This window comes from Pseudomonas sp. B392_1p (assembly GCF_052245235.1).
In the GTDB taxonomy this organism is placed as follows: domain Bacteria; phylum Pseudomonadota; class Gammaproteobacteria; order Pseudomonadales; family Pseudomonadaceae; genus Serpens; species Serpens gallinarum.
Genome location: NZ_JBQPXM010000013.1, coordinates 23,258 through 37,067 on the forward strand (window position 1 = coordinate 23,258; position 13,810 = coordinate 37,067).

Annotated in this window: 14 protein-coding genes; 10 read left to right on the top strand and 4 right to left on the bottom strand. The window is 60.8% G+C overall.

Annotated elements, in window-relative coordinates:
• The first annotated feature begins 275 nt into the window (after positions 1–275).
• From ACTV8E_RS16975 to ACTV8E_RS16990, 4 genes are all read left to right on the top strand, one after another.
• The gene (locus tag ACTV8E_RS16975) at positions 276–2,723 is read left to right on the top strand and encodes a Lon protease family protein (protein ID WP_443200266.1); all 2,448 of its coding nucleotides are present in this window, start codon (positions 276–278) and stop codon (positions 2,721–2,723) included.
• A 159-nt stretch (positions 2,724–2,882) separates the two neighbouring features.
• Positions 2,883–3,203 (top strand): PA4575 family protein, encoded by a 321-nt coding sequence (locus ACTV8E_RS16980; RefSeq protein WP_273535976.1) that lies wholly within the window; start codon positions 2,883–2,885, stop codon positions 3,201–3,203.
• A 221-nt stretch (positions 3,204–3,424) separates the two neighbouring features.
• Positions 3,425–3,715, top strand: coding sequence for a DUF6482 family protein (locus tag ACTV8E_RS16985; protein ID WP_251836538.1), 291 nt, complete (start codon positions 3,425–3,427; stop codon positions 3,713–3,715).
• Positions 3,716–3,792: 77 nt separating this feature from the next.
• Complete coding sequence (locus ACTV8E_RS16990; RefSeq protein ID WP_443200267.1) at positions 3,793–4,410, top strand: FKBP-type peptidyl-prolyl cis-trans isomerase; 618 nt, start codon at positions 3,793–3,795, stop codon at positions 4,408–4,410.
• 189 nt (positions 4,411–4,599) lie between these two features.
• Here ACTV8E_RS16990 and yaaA read toward each other — a convergent pair whose 3' ends face one another.
• Positions 4,600–5,379, bottom strand: coding sequence for a peroxide stress protein YaaA (gene yaaA / locus ACTV8E_RS16995; protein WP_443200334.1), 780 nt, complete (start codon positions 5,377–5,379; stop codon positions 4,600–4,602).
• 343 nt (positions 5,380–5,722) lie between these two features.
• On the opposite strand from yaaA, the gene ACTV8E_RS17000 reads away from it, so the two are divergent.
• The 4 genes from ACTV8E_RS17000 (at position 5,723) to moaE (ending at position 8,425) form a co-directional block, all read left to right on the top strand.
• A complete protein-coding gene (locus tag ACTV8E_RS17000) occupies positions 5,723–7,111 on the top strand; it encodes a PhoH family protein (RefSeq protein ID WP_251836540.1) in 1,389 nt (462 codons plus the stop codon).
• A gap of 129 nt (positions 7,112–7,240) precedes the next feature.
• Positions 7,241–7,723: a cyclic pyranopterin monophosphate synthase MoaC gene (gene moaC, locus ACTV8E_RS17005; protein ID WP_251836541.1), complete on the top strand. Its 483-nt coding sequence runs from the start codon at positions 7,241–7,243 to the stop codon at positions 7,721–7,723.
• Positions 7,720–7,968: a MoaD/ThiS family protein gene (locus tag ACTV8E_RS17010; protein WP_443200268.1), complete on the top strand. Its 249-nt coding sequence runs from the start codon at positions 7,720–7,722 to the stop codon at positions 7,966–7,968. Before moaC ends, ACTV8E_RS17010 begins: the two co-directional genes overlap by 4 nt.
• 1 nt (position 7,969) lies before the next feature.
• Positions 7,970–8,425 carry a molybdopterin synthase catalytic subunit MoaE gene (moaE, locus tag ACTV8E_RS17015; RefSeq protein WP_443200269.1) on the top strand — a complete coding sequence of 152 codons (456 nt, stop codon included), beginning with the start codon at positions 7,970–7,972 and terminating at the stop codon, positions 8,423–8,425.
• A 55-nt stretch (positions 8,426–8,480) separates the two neighbouring features.
• Here moaE and ACTV8E_RS17020 read toward each other — a convergent pair whose 3' ends face one another.
• From ACTV8E_RS17020 to ACTV8E_RS17030, 3 genes are all read right to left on the bottom strand, one after another.
• Positions 8,481–8,645 carry a hypothetical protein gene (locus tag ACTV8E_RS17020; RefSeq protein WP_251836544.1) on the bottom strand — a complete coding sequence of 55 codons (165 nt, stop codon included), beginning with the start codon at positions 8,643–8,645 and terminating at the stop codon, positions 8,481–8,483.
• Between the two features lie 122 nt (positions 8,646–8,767).
• Positions 8,768–10,237: an ATP-dependent RNA helicase RhlB gene (gene rhlB / locus ACTV8E_RS17025; RefSeq protein WP_443200270.1), complete on the bottom strand. Its 1,470-nt coding sequence runs from the start codon at positions 10,235–10,237 to the stop codon at positions 8,768–8,770.
• Between the two features lie 205 nt (positions 10,238–10,442).
• Positions 10,443–11,111 carry an alpha/beta hydrolase gene (locus ACTV8E_RS17030; protein ID WP_443200271.1) on the bottom strand — a complete coding sequence of 223 codons (669 nt, stop codon included), beginning with the start codon at positions 11,109–11,111 and terminating at the stop codon, positions 10,443–10,445.
• A gap of 384 nt (positions 11,112–11,495) precedes the next feature.
• Here ACTV8E_RS17030 and ACTV8E_RS17035 point away from each other — a divergent pair, with 384 nt between their 5' ends.
• On the top strand, positions 11,496–12,524 hold the full coding sequence (locus ACTV8E_RS17035; RefSeq protein ID WP_251836547.1) for an amino acid ABC transporter substrate-binding protein: 1,029 nt from the start codon (positions 11,496–11,498) through the stop codon (positions 12,522–12,524).
• 109 nt (positions 12,525–12,633) lie between these two features.
• Complete coding sequence (locus ACTV8E_RS17040) at positions 12,634–13,809, top strand: amino acid ABC transporter permease (RefSeq protein ID WP_251836548.1); 1,176 nt, start codon at positions 12,634–12,636, stop codon at positions 13,807–13,809.
• Position 13,810 lies beyond the last annotated feature (1 nt).

Consider the following 13,810-nt stretch of genomic DNA (forward strand, 5'->3'; position numbering starts at 1 on the left):
TTGTTAAAAGGTATCGGCCTGACTTTTGCGGACTTAATAGTCCGTCACGGTCATTCTGTGAGCCAATTGGCAGATTCAGTAGATTTCAGAGCCCGGCTAGCAGCGGGATTCCCTGGGGGTGAGTCGGCGTCTGGGTCGCCTATTGGATGGCGCGAGGGTCGAGCTCTCATTTGCGTCGGACAACGTCGCAGCCTTGCCAGCTATCGCGGGGCGACGCCAGAATGATGTCGAGTATTTTTCCCGCGGCTGCCGGCCGCTTGAAACAAGGATTTCCGATGTCTGCAGCTTTCGCCGCCCAATGGCGCCTGGCGCCAAACGCCCTGACCCGTCCGTTCGATGCTGATCAGTTCATGTTCACCACCACCGATGAGCTGGAGCCGTTTCGAGGCGTCTTGGGCCAGGAGCGGGCGGTGGAAGCGCTGCAATTTGGTGTGGCGATGCCTCGCAGCGGTTACAACGTGTTCGTCATGGGCGAGCCCGGCACCGGGCGCTTCTCGTTCGTCAGACGCTACCTGCAAGCCGAGGCCAAGCGTTTGCCGGCGCCCTCTGACTGGGTCTACGTCAATCATTTCGACGAGCCGCGCGAACCGCGCGTCTTGGAATTGCCGACCGGCAGCGCGGCAACCTTCATCGAAGACCTGGACGCCTTGATCGACAATTTGCTGGCGACTTTCCCGGCCGTGTTCGAGCAGCCCAGCTTCCAGCAGAAGAAGAGCGCCATTGACCGGCTGTTCAACCAGCGCTACGACCGGGCCCTGGATGTGATCGAGAAGCTCGCGCTGGAGCGCGGCATCGCGCTCTACCGCGACAGCACCAACATTGCCTTCACACCGATGAAGGACGGCAAGGCGCTCGATGAGGCGGAGTTCGCCCTGTTGCCTGAAGATGAGCGCATGCGGTTTCACGATGACATCGCTGAGCTTGAGGAACGCCTGAACCAGGAGCTGGCCAGTCTGCCCCAGTGGCGGCGTGAGACCAGCAACAGCCTGCGCCAGCTCAACGAGGAGACCATCACCCTCGGGCTGCAGCCACTGCTGGCGCCGCTCTCGGAAAAATACGCCGAAAACGCCAGCGTCAGCGCCTATTTGCAGGCGATGCAGGTCAACCTGTTGCGCACCGTGGTGGACACGTTGGTCGACGAAGCCCGCAGCGATGCGCAAAAACGCAAGGATCTGGAAGAGCAATACGCCCCCAGCCTGGTAGTCGGCCAGCCGCTGAACGGCGGGGCGCCGGTGGTGTTCGAGTCGCATCCGACCTACGACAACCTGTTCGGGCGCATCGAATACAACACCGACCAGGGCGCGCTGTATACCAGTTACCGGCAACTGCGCCCCGGCGCGCTGCACCGTGCCAACGGCGGCTTCCTGATTCTCGAGGCGGAAAAGCTGCTCGGCGAGCCGTTTGTCTGGGAAGCGCTCAAGCGCGCCCTGCATTCGCGCCAGCTAAAGATGGAGTCGCCGCTGGTCGAGATGGGTCGCCTGGCCAGCGTGACCCTGACGCCGCAGGTCATCCCGTTGCAGCTCAAGGTGGTGATCATCGGTTCGCGCAAGGTCTATTACGCCCTGCAGGAGCTGGACCCCGACTTCCAGGAGCTGTTTCGCGTGCTGGCCGATTTTGAAGAGGAAATACCGCTGGCCGAGGACAGCCTCGAACAATTCGCCCAACTCATCAAGACGCGTACCTCTGAAGAAGGGCTCGCGCCGCTCACCGCGGCGGCTGTAGCGCGCTTGGCGACCTATAGTGCGCGTCTGGCCGAGCATCAGGGGCGCCTGTCGGCGCGTATCGGCGACCTGTTCCAGTTGCTCAGCGAAGCCGATTTCGTTCGCCATCTTGCGGGTGATCCGACCACCGATGCCGGCCATCTCGAACGGGCTCTGAACGCCAAGGCGCGCCGTACCGGACGCGTATCGGCGCGTATCCTCGACGACATGCTGGCGGGCATCGTGCTCATTGATACCGAGGGCGCGGCCATCGGCAAATGCAATGGACTCACAGTGCTGGAAGTTGGTGATTCGGCGTTCGGCATTCCGGCGCGGATTTCCGCCACCGTCTACCCGGGTGGCTCGGGCATCGTCGACATCGAGCGTGAGGTCAATCTCGGTCAGCCGATCCACTCCAAGGGGGTGATGATTCTCACCGGGTACCTGGGCAGCCGTTATGCGCAGGATTTCCCTTTGGAGATTTCCGCCAGCATCGCGCTGGAGCAATCCTATGGTTATGTGGACGGTGACAGTGCCGCGCTCGGCGAATGCTGTACGCTGATTTCCGCCTTGTCGCGCACGCCGCTCAAACAATGCTTTGCCATCACCGGCTCGATCAATCAGTTCGGCGAGGTGCAGGCGGTGGGGGGCGTGAACGAGAAAATCGAAGGCTTCTTCCGCCTGTGCGAGGCGCGCGGATTGACCGGGGAGCAGGGCGCGATCATTCCGTATGCCAATGTTTCCACGCTGATGCTCGATGAACGAGTCTTGCAGGCCGTGCGCGCCAACCAATTTCATGTCTATGCTGTTCGTCATGTCGATGATGCTCTAAGTCTGCTGGTCGGTGAGCCGGCCGGTACGGCGGACGACCAGGGAGAGTTTCCGCCCGGCAGCGTGAACGCCAAAGTGGTTGAGCGCCTGCGGGAAATCGCGGAAATCGAGCTGGAAGACGACGACAAGGATAATAAGGACGACAAGGTAAGCGCTGTCGTCGCTGCACTACCAACGAACGAGCCGCGTTGAAACTGGTCAGACATTGAGCGAAGTGTCGGGCCGCCTGAGTTGCCAATGGTTGGAACGGGTTGCCCCCGGCATCTTCCACAGACTTATCCACAGATTATGAGGATAACTCCCTGTAGTCTCCGGCGAGCCGGGGTGGGATATGCCCGGAGAATTCCTGCCATGTCGCGCCAGATCTGCCTTACCCGCGAATGCCTGGGTTTGAACATGCGCATTGAGTGCCGGATCTGCCCGTTGGCCGGCGGCAATGGCCTCTGGACCTTGCTTTGCGTCGCTGGCCTCGCCAATGCCCAGCCAACTGAGATTAAAGTGCAAGGCCCATTCCACGGCCCTTCTGAGGCAGGCCGGATACTTGACGCGATTGCCGATAATCTGCTAGCACAAGGCTATCGCGAAGATCCCGCACAGCCAATCTGGCGTTTGCATATGCAGGCCGAGCTGCGCCGCTTGAGCGGTGTGTCACGGCGGTTGGCCTGGCAGTAATCCCCATTACGCGTTTCGCTCATTTTTTGTGCAGCCTACCCAAGGTATCGTCCTCGTTGCCTCACGGCGCTTATCCAGATGCCTATCCACAAAGTTATCCACCGTTTGGGTGAATAACTCTAACCTGCTCCCGCCGGACGAGCGGGCCACCGTTTACCTTGTGTAGAAGACGGGATAAACGACACTGACATCAGGCCTGTTCTGGTTGAGGTGAAAATCCCATGAATCTGCATGAGTTATCGGTCCGCTCACGTGCTGGGGACATAAACGCAGTAGACCTGGTCTGCCTGGAGGGCGGGATATATTTGCTCGAGGTAAAGACCGGCGCGCGCACCCATCCGTTGCTGGATGCGGCAGGGCAACCCTTGCATCTGCGCTCGCTGGAGCACGCCCGTCAGGTGCTGCATGGCTTGCCGCTTACGCTGCATCTAGACCAGGCTGAGGCTGGCGAAGAGATGTGCGGCATGGCGGACAGTGATCACACCAGGCTGGCGCGCACTTTGCCCCGTTAACCACGCCTTCTCGGTTCGGCAGGTGCACACGGCTGTGCTAGTCTGGCGACCCTTTTTTTCCAGGCGGAGCCTGCATCATGTCCGAACTCGACCTATCCACAGACGAAGCCCGCGTTAGCTACGGCATCGGCCGCCAACTCGGTGAGCAGCTGCGCGACAACCCGCCGCCGGGCGCCAGCCTCGAGGCCATCATTGCCGGTGTACGGGACTCGTTTGAATCGCGTGACAGTCGCGTGGGCCTGGACGAGCTGAACGCCAGCTTTCAGGTGATCCGCGAGCGGATGCAGGCCCAAGCCCAGGCCCAGGCCGAAGCAGCGGCGGGCGAAGGCAAGGCCTATCTGGCGGAGAACGCCAAGCGTGAAGGCGTGACCGTGCTGGAATCAGGCCTGCAGTACGAAGTGCTGGTCGCTGGCGAAGGCGCCAAGCCGTCCCGCGATGACCAGGTGCGCACCCATTACCACGGCACGCTGATCGACGGCACCGTGTTCGACAGCTCCTACCAGCGCGGCCAGCCGGCCGAATTCCCGGTGGGTGGCGTGATCGCCGGCTGGATCGAAGCCCTGCAATTGATGAACACCGGTAGCAAGTGGCGTCTGCACGTGCCCAGCGAACTGGCCTACGGCCGCCAGGCCGTTGGCAGCATCCCGCCGCACAGCGTGCTGGTGTTCGACGTAGAGCTGCTGGATATTCTCTAAGTCGATATAAAAAAACGGGCCACACCCCCAAGGGCGTGGCCCGTTTTTTTTATGCCGCTTGCGTGGGGCGGCATCGCTCGCCGCAGGGCACTGGGTTAGGCTTGGCAGATGAGCAGTCCGTCCGTGTTGATCATCCAACAATCCGCAACGGGCTAGCCGCCCGCAGCCTGTGTCATTGTCGGTGATGAATCAGGCTTCTGGCTGGTCGCGCAGGAACACCAGCTTGTCCGCACCGGATTGCTCCGCGCTGTAGTAATAGCCCTGGTAGTCGAAGGCCTTGAGTTGCTCGATATCGCTGATGCGTTCCTTGATCACGTAGCGCGCCATCAGCCCGCGGGCTTTTTTGGCGTAGAAGCTGATGATCTTGTACTGGCCGTTTTTCAGGTCCCTGAACTCGGTGTCGATGATCCGCGCGTTAAGTGCCTTGCGCTTCACCGCACTAAAATATTCGTTGGAGGCCAGGTTGAGAAGAACATCGTCCCCCTGGGCAGCCAATGCGTCGTTCAACCAATGGCTGATGCGCTCGCCCCAGAAGGCGTACAGGTCCTTGCCCCGCGCATTGGGTAGCTTGGTGCCCATTTCCAGGCGATAGGGCTGCATCAGATCCAGTGGACGCAGGATGCCGTACAGGCCGGAGAGCATGCGCAGGTGATCCTGGGCAAACTCGAAGTCGGCTTCGCTAAAATCCTCGGCTTGCAGGCCGGTGTACACATCGCCCTTGAAAGCCAGTAGGCCCTGCTTGGCGTTGTCCAGGGTGAAGTCGGGGTGCCAGCTGGCAAAGCGCGCCGCATTCAATCCGGCCAGCTTGTCGGAGAGGTGCATCAGCTCGGCAATCTGCAGCGGCGTCAGCTCGCGCAATTGTTCGATCAGCAGCTGAGCGTCGTCCAGGTGCTGCGGTTGGGTGAAACGCGCGGTCACCGGCGGGGTGTCGTAATCCAGGGTCTTGGCGGGGGAAATCACCAGTAACATCGGCATCGTCTCCATGAAAGGTGCCGCGATTGTAGGGAGTGCGGCGCCTTGACTCCACCTATCGGTTCGATTGACGCGTCATAGGCGCGCTCGGAGCAAGCGGTTTGCCGGCCGGCTCGCCTGTCGTTCGAGTCACAGCGGAGGACGCAGAAGGAAGGGAATCCGGCTGACGGTAGGAATAAATTCACAATTGCGGCCTCAAATAGGGTGCAGGCCGCGATTGAGGCTGTGTGTTTCATTGGCCGCCTGGCTGGCGGCCGTTCCTGGGCGTGGCGTTTCAGGCCTGCCCTTATGCGGCGGAGCGCCGTTCTGGCCTTCCGTCGCGTGATCTTGAGGTGACCGTATGGATGACCAAGGATGCGCACGTTCCACCCAGCCAATCCTCTATGCGCTCGATACCAATGTTCTGATCCACGACCCCAACGCCTTGCTGAACTTCCAGGAGCATCAGGTCGCGATTCCCATGACCGTGCTGGAAGAACTGGACAAGCTGAAAACCGGTAAACACACCGTCGCAGCCGAATGCCGACAGGCGATCCGCCTGATCGACAAGGTGCTCGGCGAAGCCACGCCGCAGGAGGTCGAGCAGGGCGTACCCATCCAACGTGGCAAAAGTGGCCCCTGTGGCAGCCTGTCGATCTTGATGAGCAAGCACGAGGTACCCAGTGGGCTGCCTGAGCATCTCAATGACAACCGGATCATCAATCAGTTGGTGGACATCGGCAGCCGGCGCCCCGAGTTGTCTGTGGTGCTGGTCAGCAAGGACATCAACATGCGCCTCAAGGCGCGTGCCTGTGGGATTGCCGCCGAGGATTACCAGACCGACCAACTGGTCGATGATGTCAGCATGTTGTCCCGGGGTTATCACAGCATGCCGGGCTCGTTCTGGGAGCTGGTCAGCAAGGTGGAAACCCGTCAGGAGCGCGGCCGCACCTGGCATCGCGTGCAGCTCACCGGCAACTTGCCGCCCGTGCATATCAATGAATTCATCCTCGACGAGCAGGGCTTCGTGGGCTGGATCAAGGGCATTCGCGCAGACGAACTGCTGATTCTCGATCTGCACCAGGAGCCCTTGCTGCACCAGGAAGCCTGGGGGCTCAAGCCGCGCGACATCTACCAGGCGCTGGCGCTGTTCGCGTTGCTCGATCCGGACATTCATCTGGTCAACCTGAGCGGCGCCGCCGGCTCGGGCAAGACCATTCTGGCCCTGGCCACGGCCATTGAGCAGACCATGGTTAGCAAGCGCTACCGGCGCATCATTGCCACCCGCAGCGTGCAGGGGCTGGATGAGGACATCGGCTTTCTGCCGGGTACCGAGGCGGAGAAGATGGAACCCTGGCTGGGGGCGATCACCGACAACCTGGAGGCGCTGCACAGCGACGACGAGAACACCCACGGCAGTGTCGACTACATCCTGCAAAAGGTGCCGTTGCAGTTCAAATCACTCAATTACATCCGCGGACGCAGTTTCCAGCAAAGCCTGTTGCTCATTGACGAATGCCAGAATCTGACCCCGCACCAGATGAAAACCATCATTACCCGGGCGGGCAGCGGGACCAAGGTGATCTGCCTGGGAAACCTGGCGCAGATCGACACCCCTTACCTGTCGGCCACCAGTTCCGGGCTGACCTACCTCACCGAGCGTTTCAAGGATTTCAGCCACGGTGTGCACATCACCCTGCAGGGGGTGCCGCGCTCGGTGCTGGCCGAATACGCGGAAACGCATATGTAAAAGCGCAGTGTGTACGTCTGCAGGAGGGTGAGCTGCGGCCCGGCCTCCCTGCAGCCGACTTGACGAGGCTCATGGGATGAGTGCGCGCTTGCGTCTAGAATGGCCAGCACTTGCTCAGGAGTGGTTGCCATGTCCCTTACCCATCTCGATTCCCAAGGCCGAGCCCATATGGTGGATGTCACCGACAAGGCGGTGACGTTTCGCGAGGCGGTGGCCGAGGCGCGGGTGCGCATGCTGCCGCAGACGCTGGCGCTGATTCAGCAAGGCGGCCACCCCAAGGGCGATGTGTTCGCTGTGGCACGTATCGCCGGTATTCAGGCGGCCAAGAAAACCCACGAGCTGATTCCCTTGTGCCACCCGTTGCTACTGACCGGCGTCAAGGTGGAGCTGCGTGCCGAAGGCGAGGACTGCGTGCACATCGAGGCGCGTTGCAAGCTGGCCGGGCAGACCGGTGTGGAAATGGAAGCGCTGACCGCGGCCAGCATCGCCGCGTTGACCATTTATGACATGTGCAAGGCCGTGGACCGCGACATGACCATTGAAAGCGTGCGCCTGCTGGAGAAATTGGGCGGCAAAAGCGGGCATTACCAGCGTGAAGGAGAGCCGACATGATTCGTGTGCAGTATTTCGCCCGCTATCGAGAGGCGCTGGGCCGGGATGGCGAGCAACTGGACTGGCAGGCGAATTTTTCCAGCCTGGGCGCGCTACGCGATCACCTGCTGCAACGCGGTGATGCCTGGCAGGTGTTGGCCGAGCAAAACCTGATGTGCGCGCGCAATCAAGAGTTATGCGGCCTGGACGAGGCCTTGCACGACGGTGATGAGGTCGCCTTCTTCCCAACGGTTACCGGAGGCTGAGATGGCTGTTCGCGTGCAGAACGAGGCCTTCGATGGCGGCGCGGAGCTCAACGCCCTGCACGCCGACCACACCGGGATTGGTGCGGTGGTGGGGTTCGTCGGCTACATGCGGGATTTCAATGATGGTCAGGACGTGGCGGGTATGTTCCTCGAACACTATCCGGGCATGACCGAAAAAGCCTTGGCCAAGATCGTTGTCGAGGCCGAGGCCCGTTGGCCGCTGCTCAAGGTGGAAATTATCCACCGCGTCGGCGCCTTGCAGCCGGGCGAGCCGATCGTCTTCGTCGGCACGGCCAGCGCTCATCGCCAGGCGGCGTTCGAGTCCTGCGATTTCATCATGGATTACCTGAAGACCCGCGCGCCGTTCTGGAAGCGCGAAGACACGGCCGAAGGACAGCGCTGGGTCGAGGGGCGCGACAGTGACCAGGAAGCAGCGGGGCGTTGGGAGAAACCGTAATCCGACACAAAGCAGCGCCAGCTAGCGGGGCTCCTGCACAAATGCCTGGGGTGATTCAATTGAGGATGAGGTGCAACTTGTACAGGACGGTGGAGAGCACACTGATAATGCCCAGGCCCATCAGGCCAATTCCCCCGTTATGGTTGCGGTAATTGAAGCCGAAGCCCAACAGCAAAAAGCCCACGAAGAGAAGTAGCAACATCCAGTACATGCTTTCCATGGGTGTGTTCTCCATGTGAACCGAGGGTAGGTAGCTACTGTATCGTCGGTATGCCCCGCGTGCCCTGACCTGGATCAGATGGTCCCGATAATACGAGCCCTCTGACCCAGTGGCCAGTCACCTCAATGCTTGCGCGGTACCGGTTTGAGCAGCTCGGCCGGTGGTGTTTCGCAATGGATTTTGCGCCCGATCAGCTCCTCGATGGGCGGCAGGGCGAAGGCGTCGTCTTCGCCAGCGAAGCTGATCGAGGTGCCGCTGGCGCCAGCGCGGCCGGTGCGGCCGATGCGGTGCACGTAATCGTCTGGGTCTTCCGGCAAGGTGAAGTTGATCACGTGGCTGATGCCGTCGACATGGATACCGCGACCGGCCACGTCGGTGGCCACCATGACGCGGATCTCGCCTTCGCGAAAGCCTTCCAGCGCCTTGATGCGCTTGTGCTGCGGCACGTCGCCGGACATTTGCACGGCGCTGATGCCGTCGCGGGTCAAGCGTTCCTCGATGCGACGCACTTCATCCTTGCGGTTGGCAAAGACCATGACCCGCGACCAGTCGTTCTGGGTGATCAGGTTATAGAGCAGCTTGTACTTGTCGCTGCCGGCTACGGCATAAACATGCTGCTCAACAGTATCGCTGGCCACCTGCTCGGGTTCGATCTCGACGGTTACCGGATCGACAGTCCATTGCTTGGCAAGGTTCAACACGTCTTCAGTGAAGGTCGCCGAGAACAGCAGGGTCTGGCGTTCGGATTTTGGCGGCGTCTGGCGAATGATCTGCCGTACCTGGGGGATGAAGCCCATGTCGAGCATGCGATCGGCCTCGTCCAGTACCAGCACTTCGACCATGTCCAGGTGGACCTCGCCGCGCTGGTTGAAGTCCAGCAGGCGTCCCGGGGTGGCAACCAGGATGTCGCAGTAGCGGCTTTCCAGCAGCTTGAGCTGCTTGTCGAAGTCCATGCCGCCGACGAAGCTCATCACGTTGAGACCGGTGTACTTGGTCAGGTCCACAGCGTCGTTGGCGATCTGCACCACCAACTCGCGGGTCGGCGCGATGATCAGCGCGCGTGGCTCGCCCATGTAGCGCTCTTTGGGCGGCGGCGTCTGCAGCAACTGGGTGATCGTGGAGATCAGGAACGCGGCTGTCTTGCCGGTGCCGGTTTGGGCCTTGCCGATGGCGTCCTGGCCATTAAGGGTGAAACCCAGGACTTTGGCCTGGATTGGTGTGCAGTAGGGGAAGCCCAGATCATGGATCGCATGCATCAGCTCGGGGGAGAGCTTGAAGTCATGGAAACGGGTTTTGCCTTCCGCCGGCTCGACGACGAAATCCTCGAGTTTCCAGGTATCCACCACCGGCTTGCGCGGGGTGCGTTCGCGGCGCGGCTTGGCGGGTTTGGCAGGTTCCTGAGCAGGCGTTTGCTCACGTGCAGCGGCCGGTTTCTTGTTGGCGGCAGCGGTGGTGTTTCGCGGCGATTTGCCGGTGCTGCTGCGGGCTCGACTCGTCGGGGACGCCGAGGCGGGAGTGTGCGGGGTGGTCGGGGCGACGCTGACTGCGGGCTCTTCACCTTTACTGAATATTTTCTTGAGTGCTTTGAGCACGGTGGTCTCGACAATTGATTAAGGAATGAACGCTGGCAGTGTAAAGCAAGAAGCTCGCCCGGCGAAGGGGCAGGCCCCGGTGTTCAGGGCCAATCGCGGGTTGTGCCGGTGTTTGCGAGGGCGATCACGGGCTTTGGATAGGAGCGGACCGTCCGCCAGGCAGGCGGTGCTCGGGGTTAATCGCGGTGCTCCGATATCAAGGGTCTCATTCGCGGGGGGACAGTTGAGCCTCCAGCCAATTGCCGATGGCTTCGATTTCCGCCAGGCAGACTTCATGACCCATGGGATATTCCTGCCAACTGACCGGCACGTCCTGGGCTGCCAGGAAATCATGGGCGGCGCGACCCAGTGCATAGGGCACCACTTCATCGCGATTGCCATGCAGGCTGAACACTGGAATCTGACGTTTGTGCGCATCGAGCTGCAATTCCGGCGTGAACGTGGGCCCATAGGTGGACAACGCCAGCACGCCGCCGAGAGGACCTTGCCAGCGCAAAAAGGCTGTATGCAACACCACCGCGCCACCTTGAGAAAAACCGGCGAGAAAAATGCGCGAGGGATCCATACCTCCATCACGCTGGGCCTCGATCAGCCGGATCACGGTATGCGCGGACTCTTCCAACTGCTCCTTGTTAATGGTGCGCGCCGACGCACCCATGCTGAGGATGTCGTACCAGCTGGGCATTTCCCAACCGCTGTTGACTGTCACCGGCCGAGTCGGCGCCTGGGGTAGCACAAAACGGGTCGAGGGCAACCGCTGCTGCAGGGCATCGGCCACCGGCTGAAAGTCGAAACGGTCGGCACCCAGGCCATGCAGCCAGATCACACAGGCATCGGCCGTCTGGCGGGGAGAGAGGATCAGCGGTTCGCTCATAGTGGCTCCAGGTCGGTGCGCGCGCCCCGTTTATGGGCGAGCAAGCGAGGGATCGGAAGGCATCTAACGGGCCGGATCGTGGCGCGTTGGTAGTGCAAGGATACGCCGGGCAAGGGCTGGATGGCATGCCTCGACGACTTGGTATGCCTATTGCTCTTGTTCATCGGTGGCTCGGCAGCCGGGTTGCTCTGCTTAAAGGGGTGATTATTTCGTGGATGTTCATGACGTCATCAATGGGGATATGGATGTTGGGCGCTGACGATATCGCCAACTAGACTGCTTTTCAGGCCTGCACGGGTTCGTTGTTTATGTACCGGCAGTAGCGAACATCCCCGGGAATGTATGCCGACACTCCAACACAAAAAAAGCAACTGGAGGTTCCGAATGAAAATGGTGAAATCCACTCTGGCGCTGTTGACCACTGCATCGCTGTTGGGTCTCGGCGGCCTGGCCCATGCCGGTGCGACGCTGGATGCAGTGAAGAGCAAGGGCTTCGTGCAATGCGGCATCAGTGACGGGTTGCCGGGCTTCTCCTATGCCGATGCCAAGGGTAAATACCTGGGTATCGACGTTGACGTCTGTCATGCCATCGCTGCAGCGGTTTTCGGCGATGCCAGCAAGGTTAAGTTCAGCCCACTGACCGCCAAGGAGCGCTTCACCGCACTGCAATCTGGCGAGATTGACGTGCTGTCGCGCAACACCACCTGGACCAGTTCGCGGGACTCGGCCATGGGCCTGAACTTCACCGGGGTGACCTACTACGACGGCCAGGGCTTTCTGATTAACAAAAAACTCGGGGTCTCAAGCGCCAAGGAACTGGATGGCGCCACGGTCTGTGTACAGGCCGGCACCACCACCGAACTGAACCTGTCCGACTACTTTCGCAGCAACAGCCTCAAATACACGCCGATCACCTACGACACCTCCGATGAAAGCGCCAAATCGCTGGAGTCCGGCCGTTGTGACGTGCTGACCTCGGACCAGTCGCAGTTGTATGCCCAGCGCATCAAGCTGGCCGCACCGGACGAATACGTCGTGCTGCCGGAAGTGATCTCCAAGGAACCACTCGGCCCGGCCGTGCGCCAGGGCGATGAGGAATGGTTCGACATCGTGCGCTGGAGCCTGTTTGCCATGCTCAACGCCGAGGAGTTGGGCATCGACTCGAAGAATGTCGAGGCGACCGCCAAATCAACCAAGAACCCGGATATTGCCCGTCTGCTAGGGGCTGAAGGTGAGTACGGCAAGGACCTGAAACTGCCCAAGGATTGGGCCGTGCAGATCATCAAGCAAGTGGGCAATTACGCTGAAATCTTCGAGCGCAACGTTGGCAAGGGTAGTGAGCTGAAGATTGAACGCGGCCTCAATGCCTTGTGGAATAACGGTGGCCTGCAGTACGCACCGCCCGTGCGCTAACCACCACGCCACCGCCCCTGCGGGCGGTGGCGATGTCCACATAATGAGGTCTCCCGCCCGGCGTCGGTGTGCTCAGGCTTGAGCGCGGGGGACTTTCGAGAGGGTTCCTATGACAGTTGCCGTCAAGCCCCGGCGTTCGCTGCTCACCGATCCGCAGGTGCGCGCTTGGGCCTTCCAGATACTGGCTGTCATCGCCGTCGTGGCGTTTGGCTGGTTCCTGTTCAATAACACGCTGACCAACCTCGAACATCGTGGCATCACATCAGGTTTCGGCTTTCTCAATAACAGTGCCGGTTTCGGCATTACCCAGCACCTCATCGACTACACCGAAAGCGATACCTACGGGCGGGTGTTTCTGGTCGGGTTGCTCAATACCCTGCTGGTCAGTGTGATCGGCATCATTTTGGCGACCATCCTCGGTTTTATCCTGGGCATCGCTCGACTATCGCCCAACTGGCTGATTCGCCAACTGGCCACGGTGTATATCGAGATTTTCCGCAACATCCCGCCACTGCTGCAGATCTTCTTCTGGTATTTCGCCGTAATCGGTCCATTGCCAGGGCCGCGCAACAGCATAAGCCTGTGGGACACCTTCTTCCTCAACAACCGGGGCGTGCAAATGCCGGCGCCCAGTGCCAGCGAAGCGTACTGGCCGTTCATGCTGGCTTTGGTGGTGGCGCTGGTCTTGATTGCCTTGGTCACCCGCTGGGTGCGGGCACGCCGTCTGGCTACCGGGCAGGGTTTCCCCACGGTATGGGTCAATCTGGCGTTGCTGCTGGTGATTCCCGGTGCCTGCTGGCTGTTGCTGGGCTCGCCGTTCACCTGGGAAGTGCCGGAGCTGCAACGCTTCAATATTCGTGGCGGCTGGGTAGTGATTCCCGAGCTCGTCTCCATTGTCATGGCGCTGGCGATCTACACGGCGGCGTTCATTGGCGAGACCGTGCGCGCCGGCATCCAGGCGGTCAGCTACGGCCAGACCGAAGCAGCCAGTTCATTGGGTCTCAGGCCCGGCCAGGTCTTGCGGCTGGTGATCGTCCCGCAGGCGCTGCGGGTCATCATTCCCCCTCTGACCAGCCAGTACCTGAACCTCACCAAGAACTCCTCACTGGCCGCGGCCATCGGCTACCCGGACATGGTCTCGCTGTTCGCTGGAACAGTGCTCAACCAGACCGGTCAGGCGATCGAAACCATGGCTATCACCATGAGTGTTTACCTCGCCATCAGCCTGAGCATTTCCATGCTGATGAACTGGTACAACAAGCGCATTGCCCTGATCGAACGGTAGG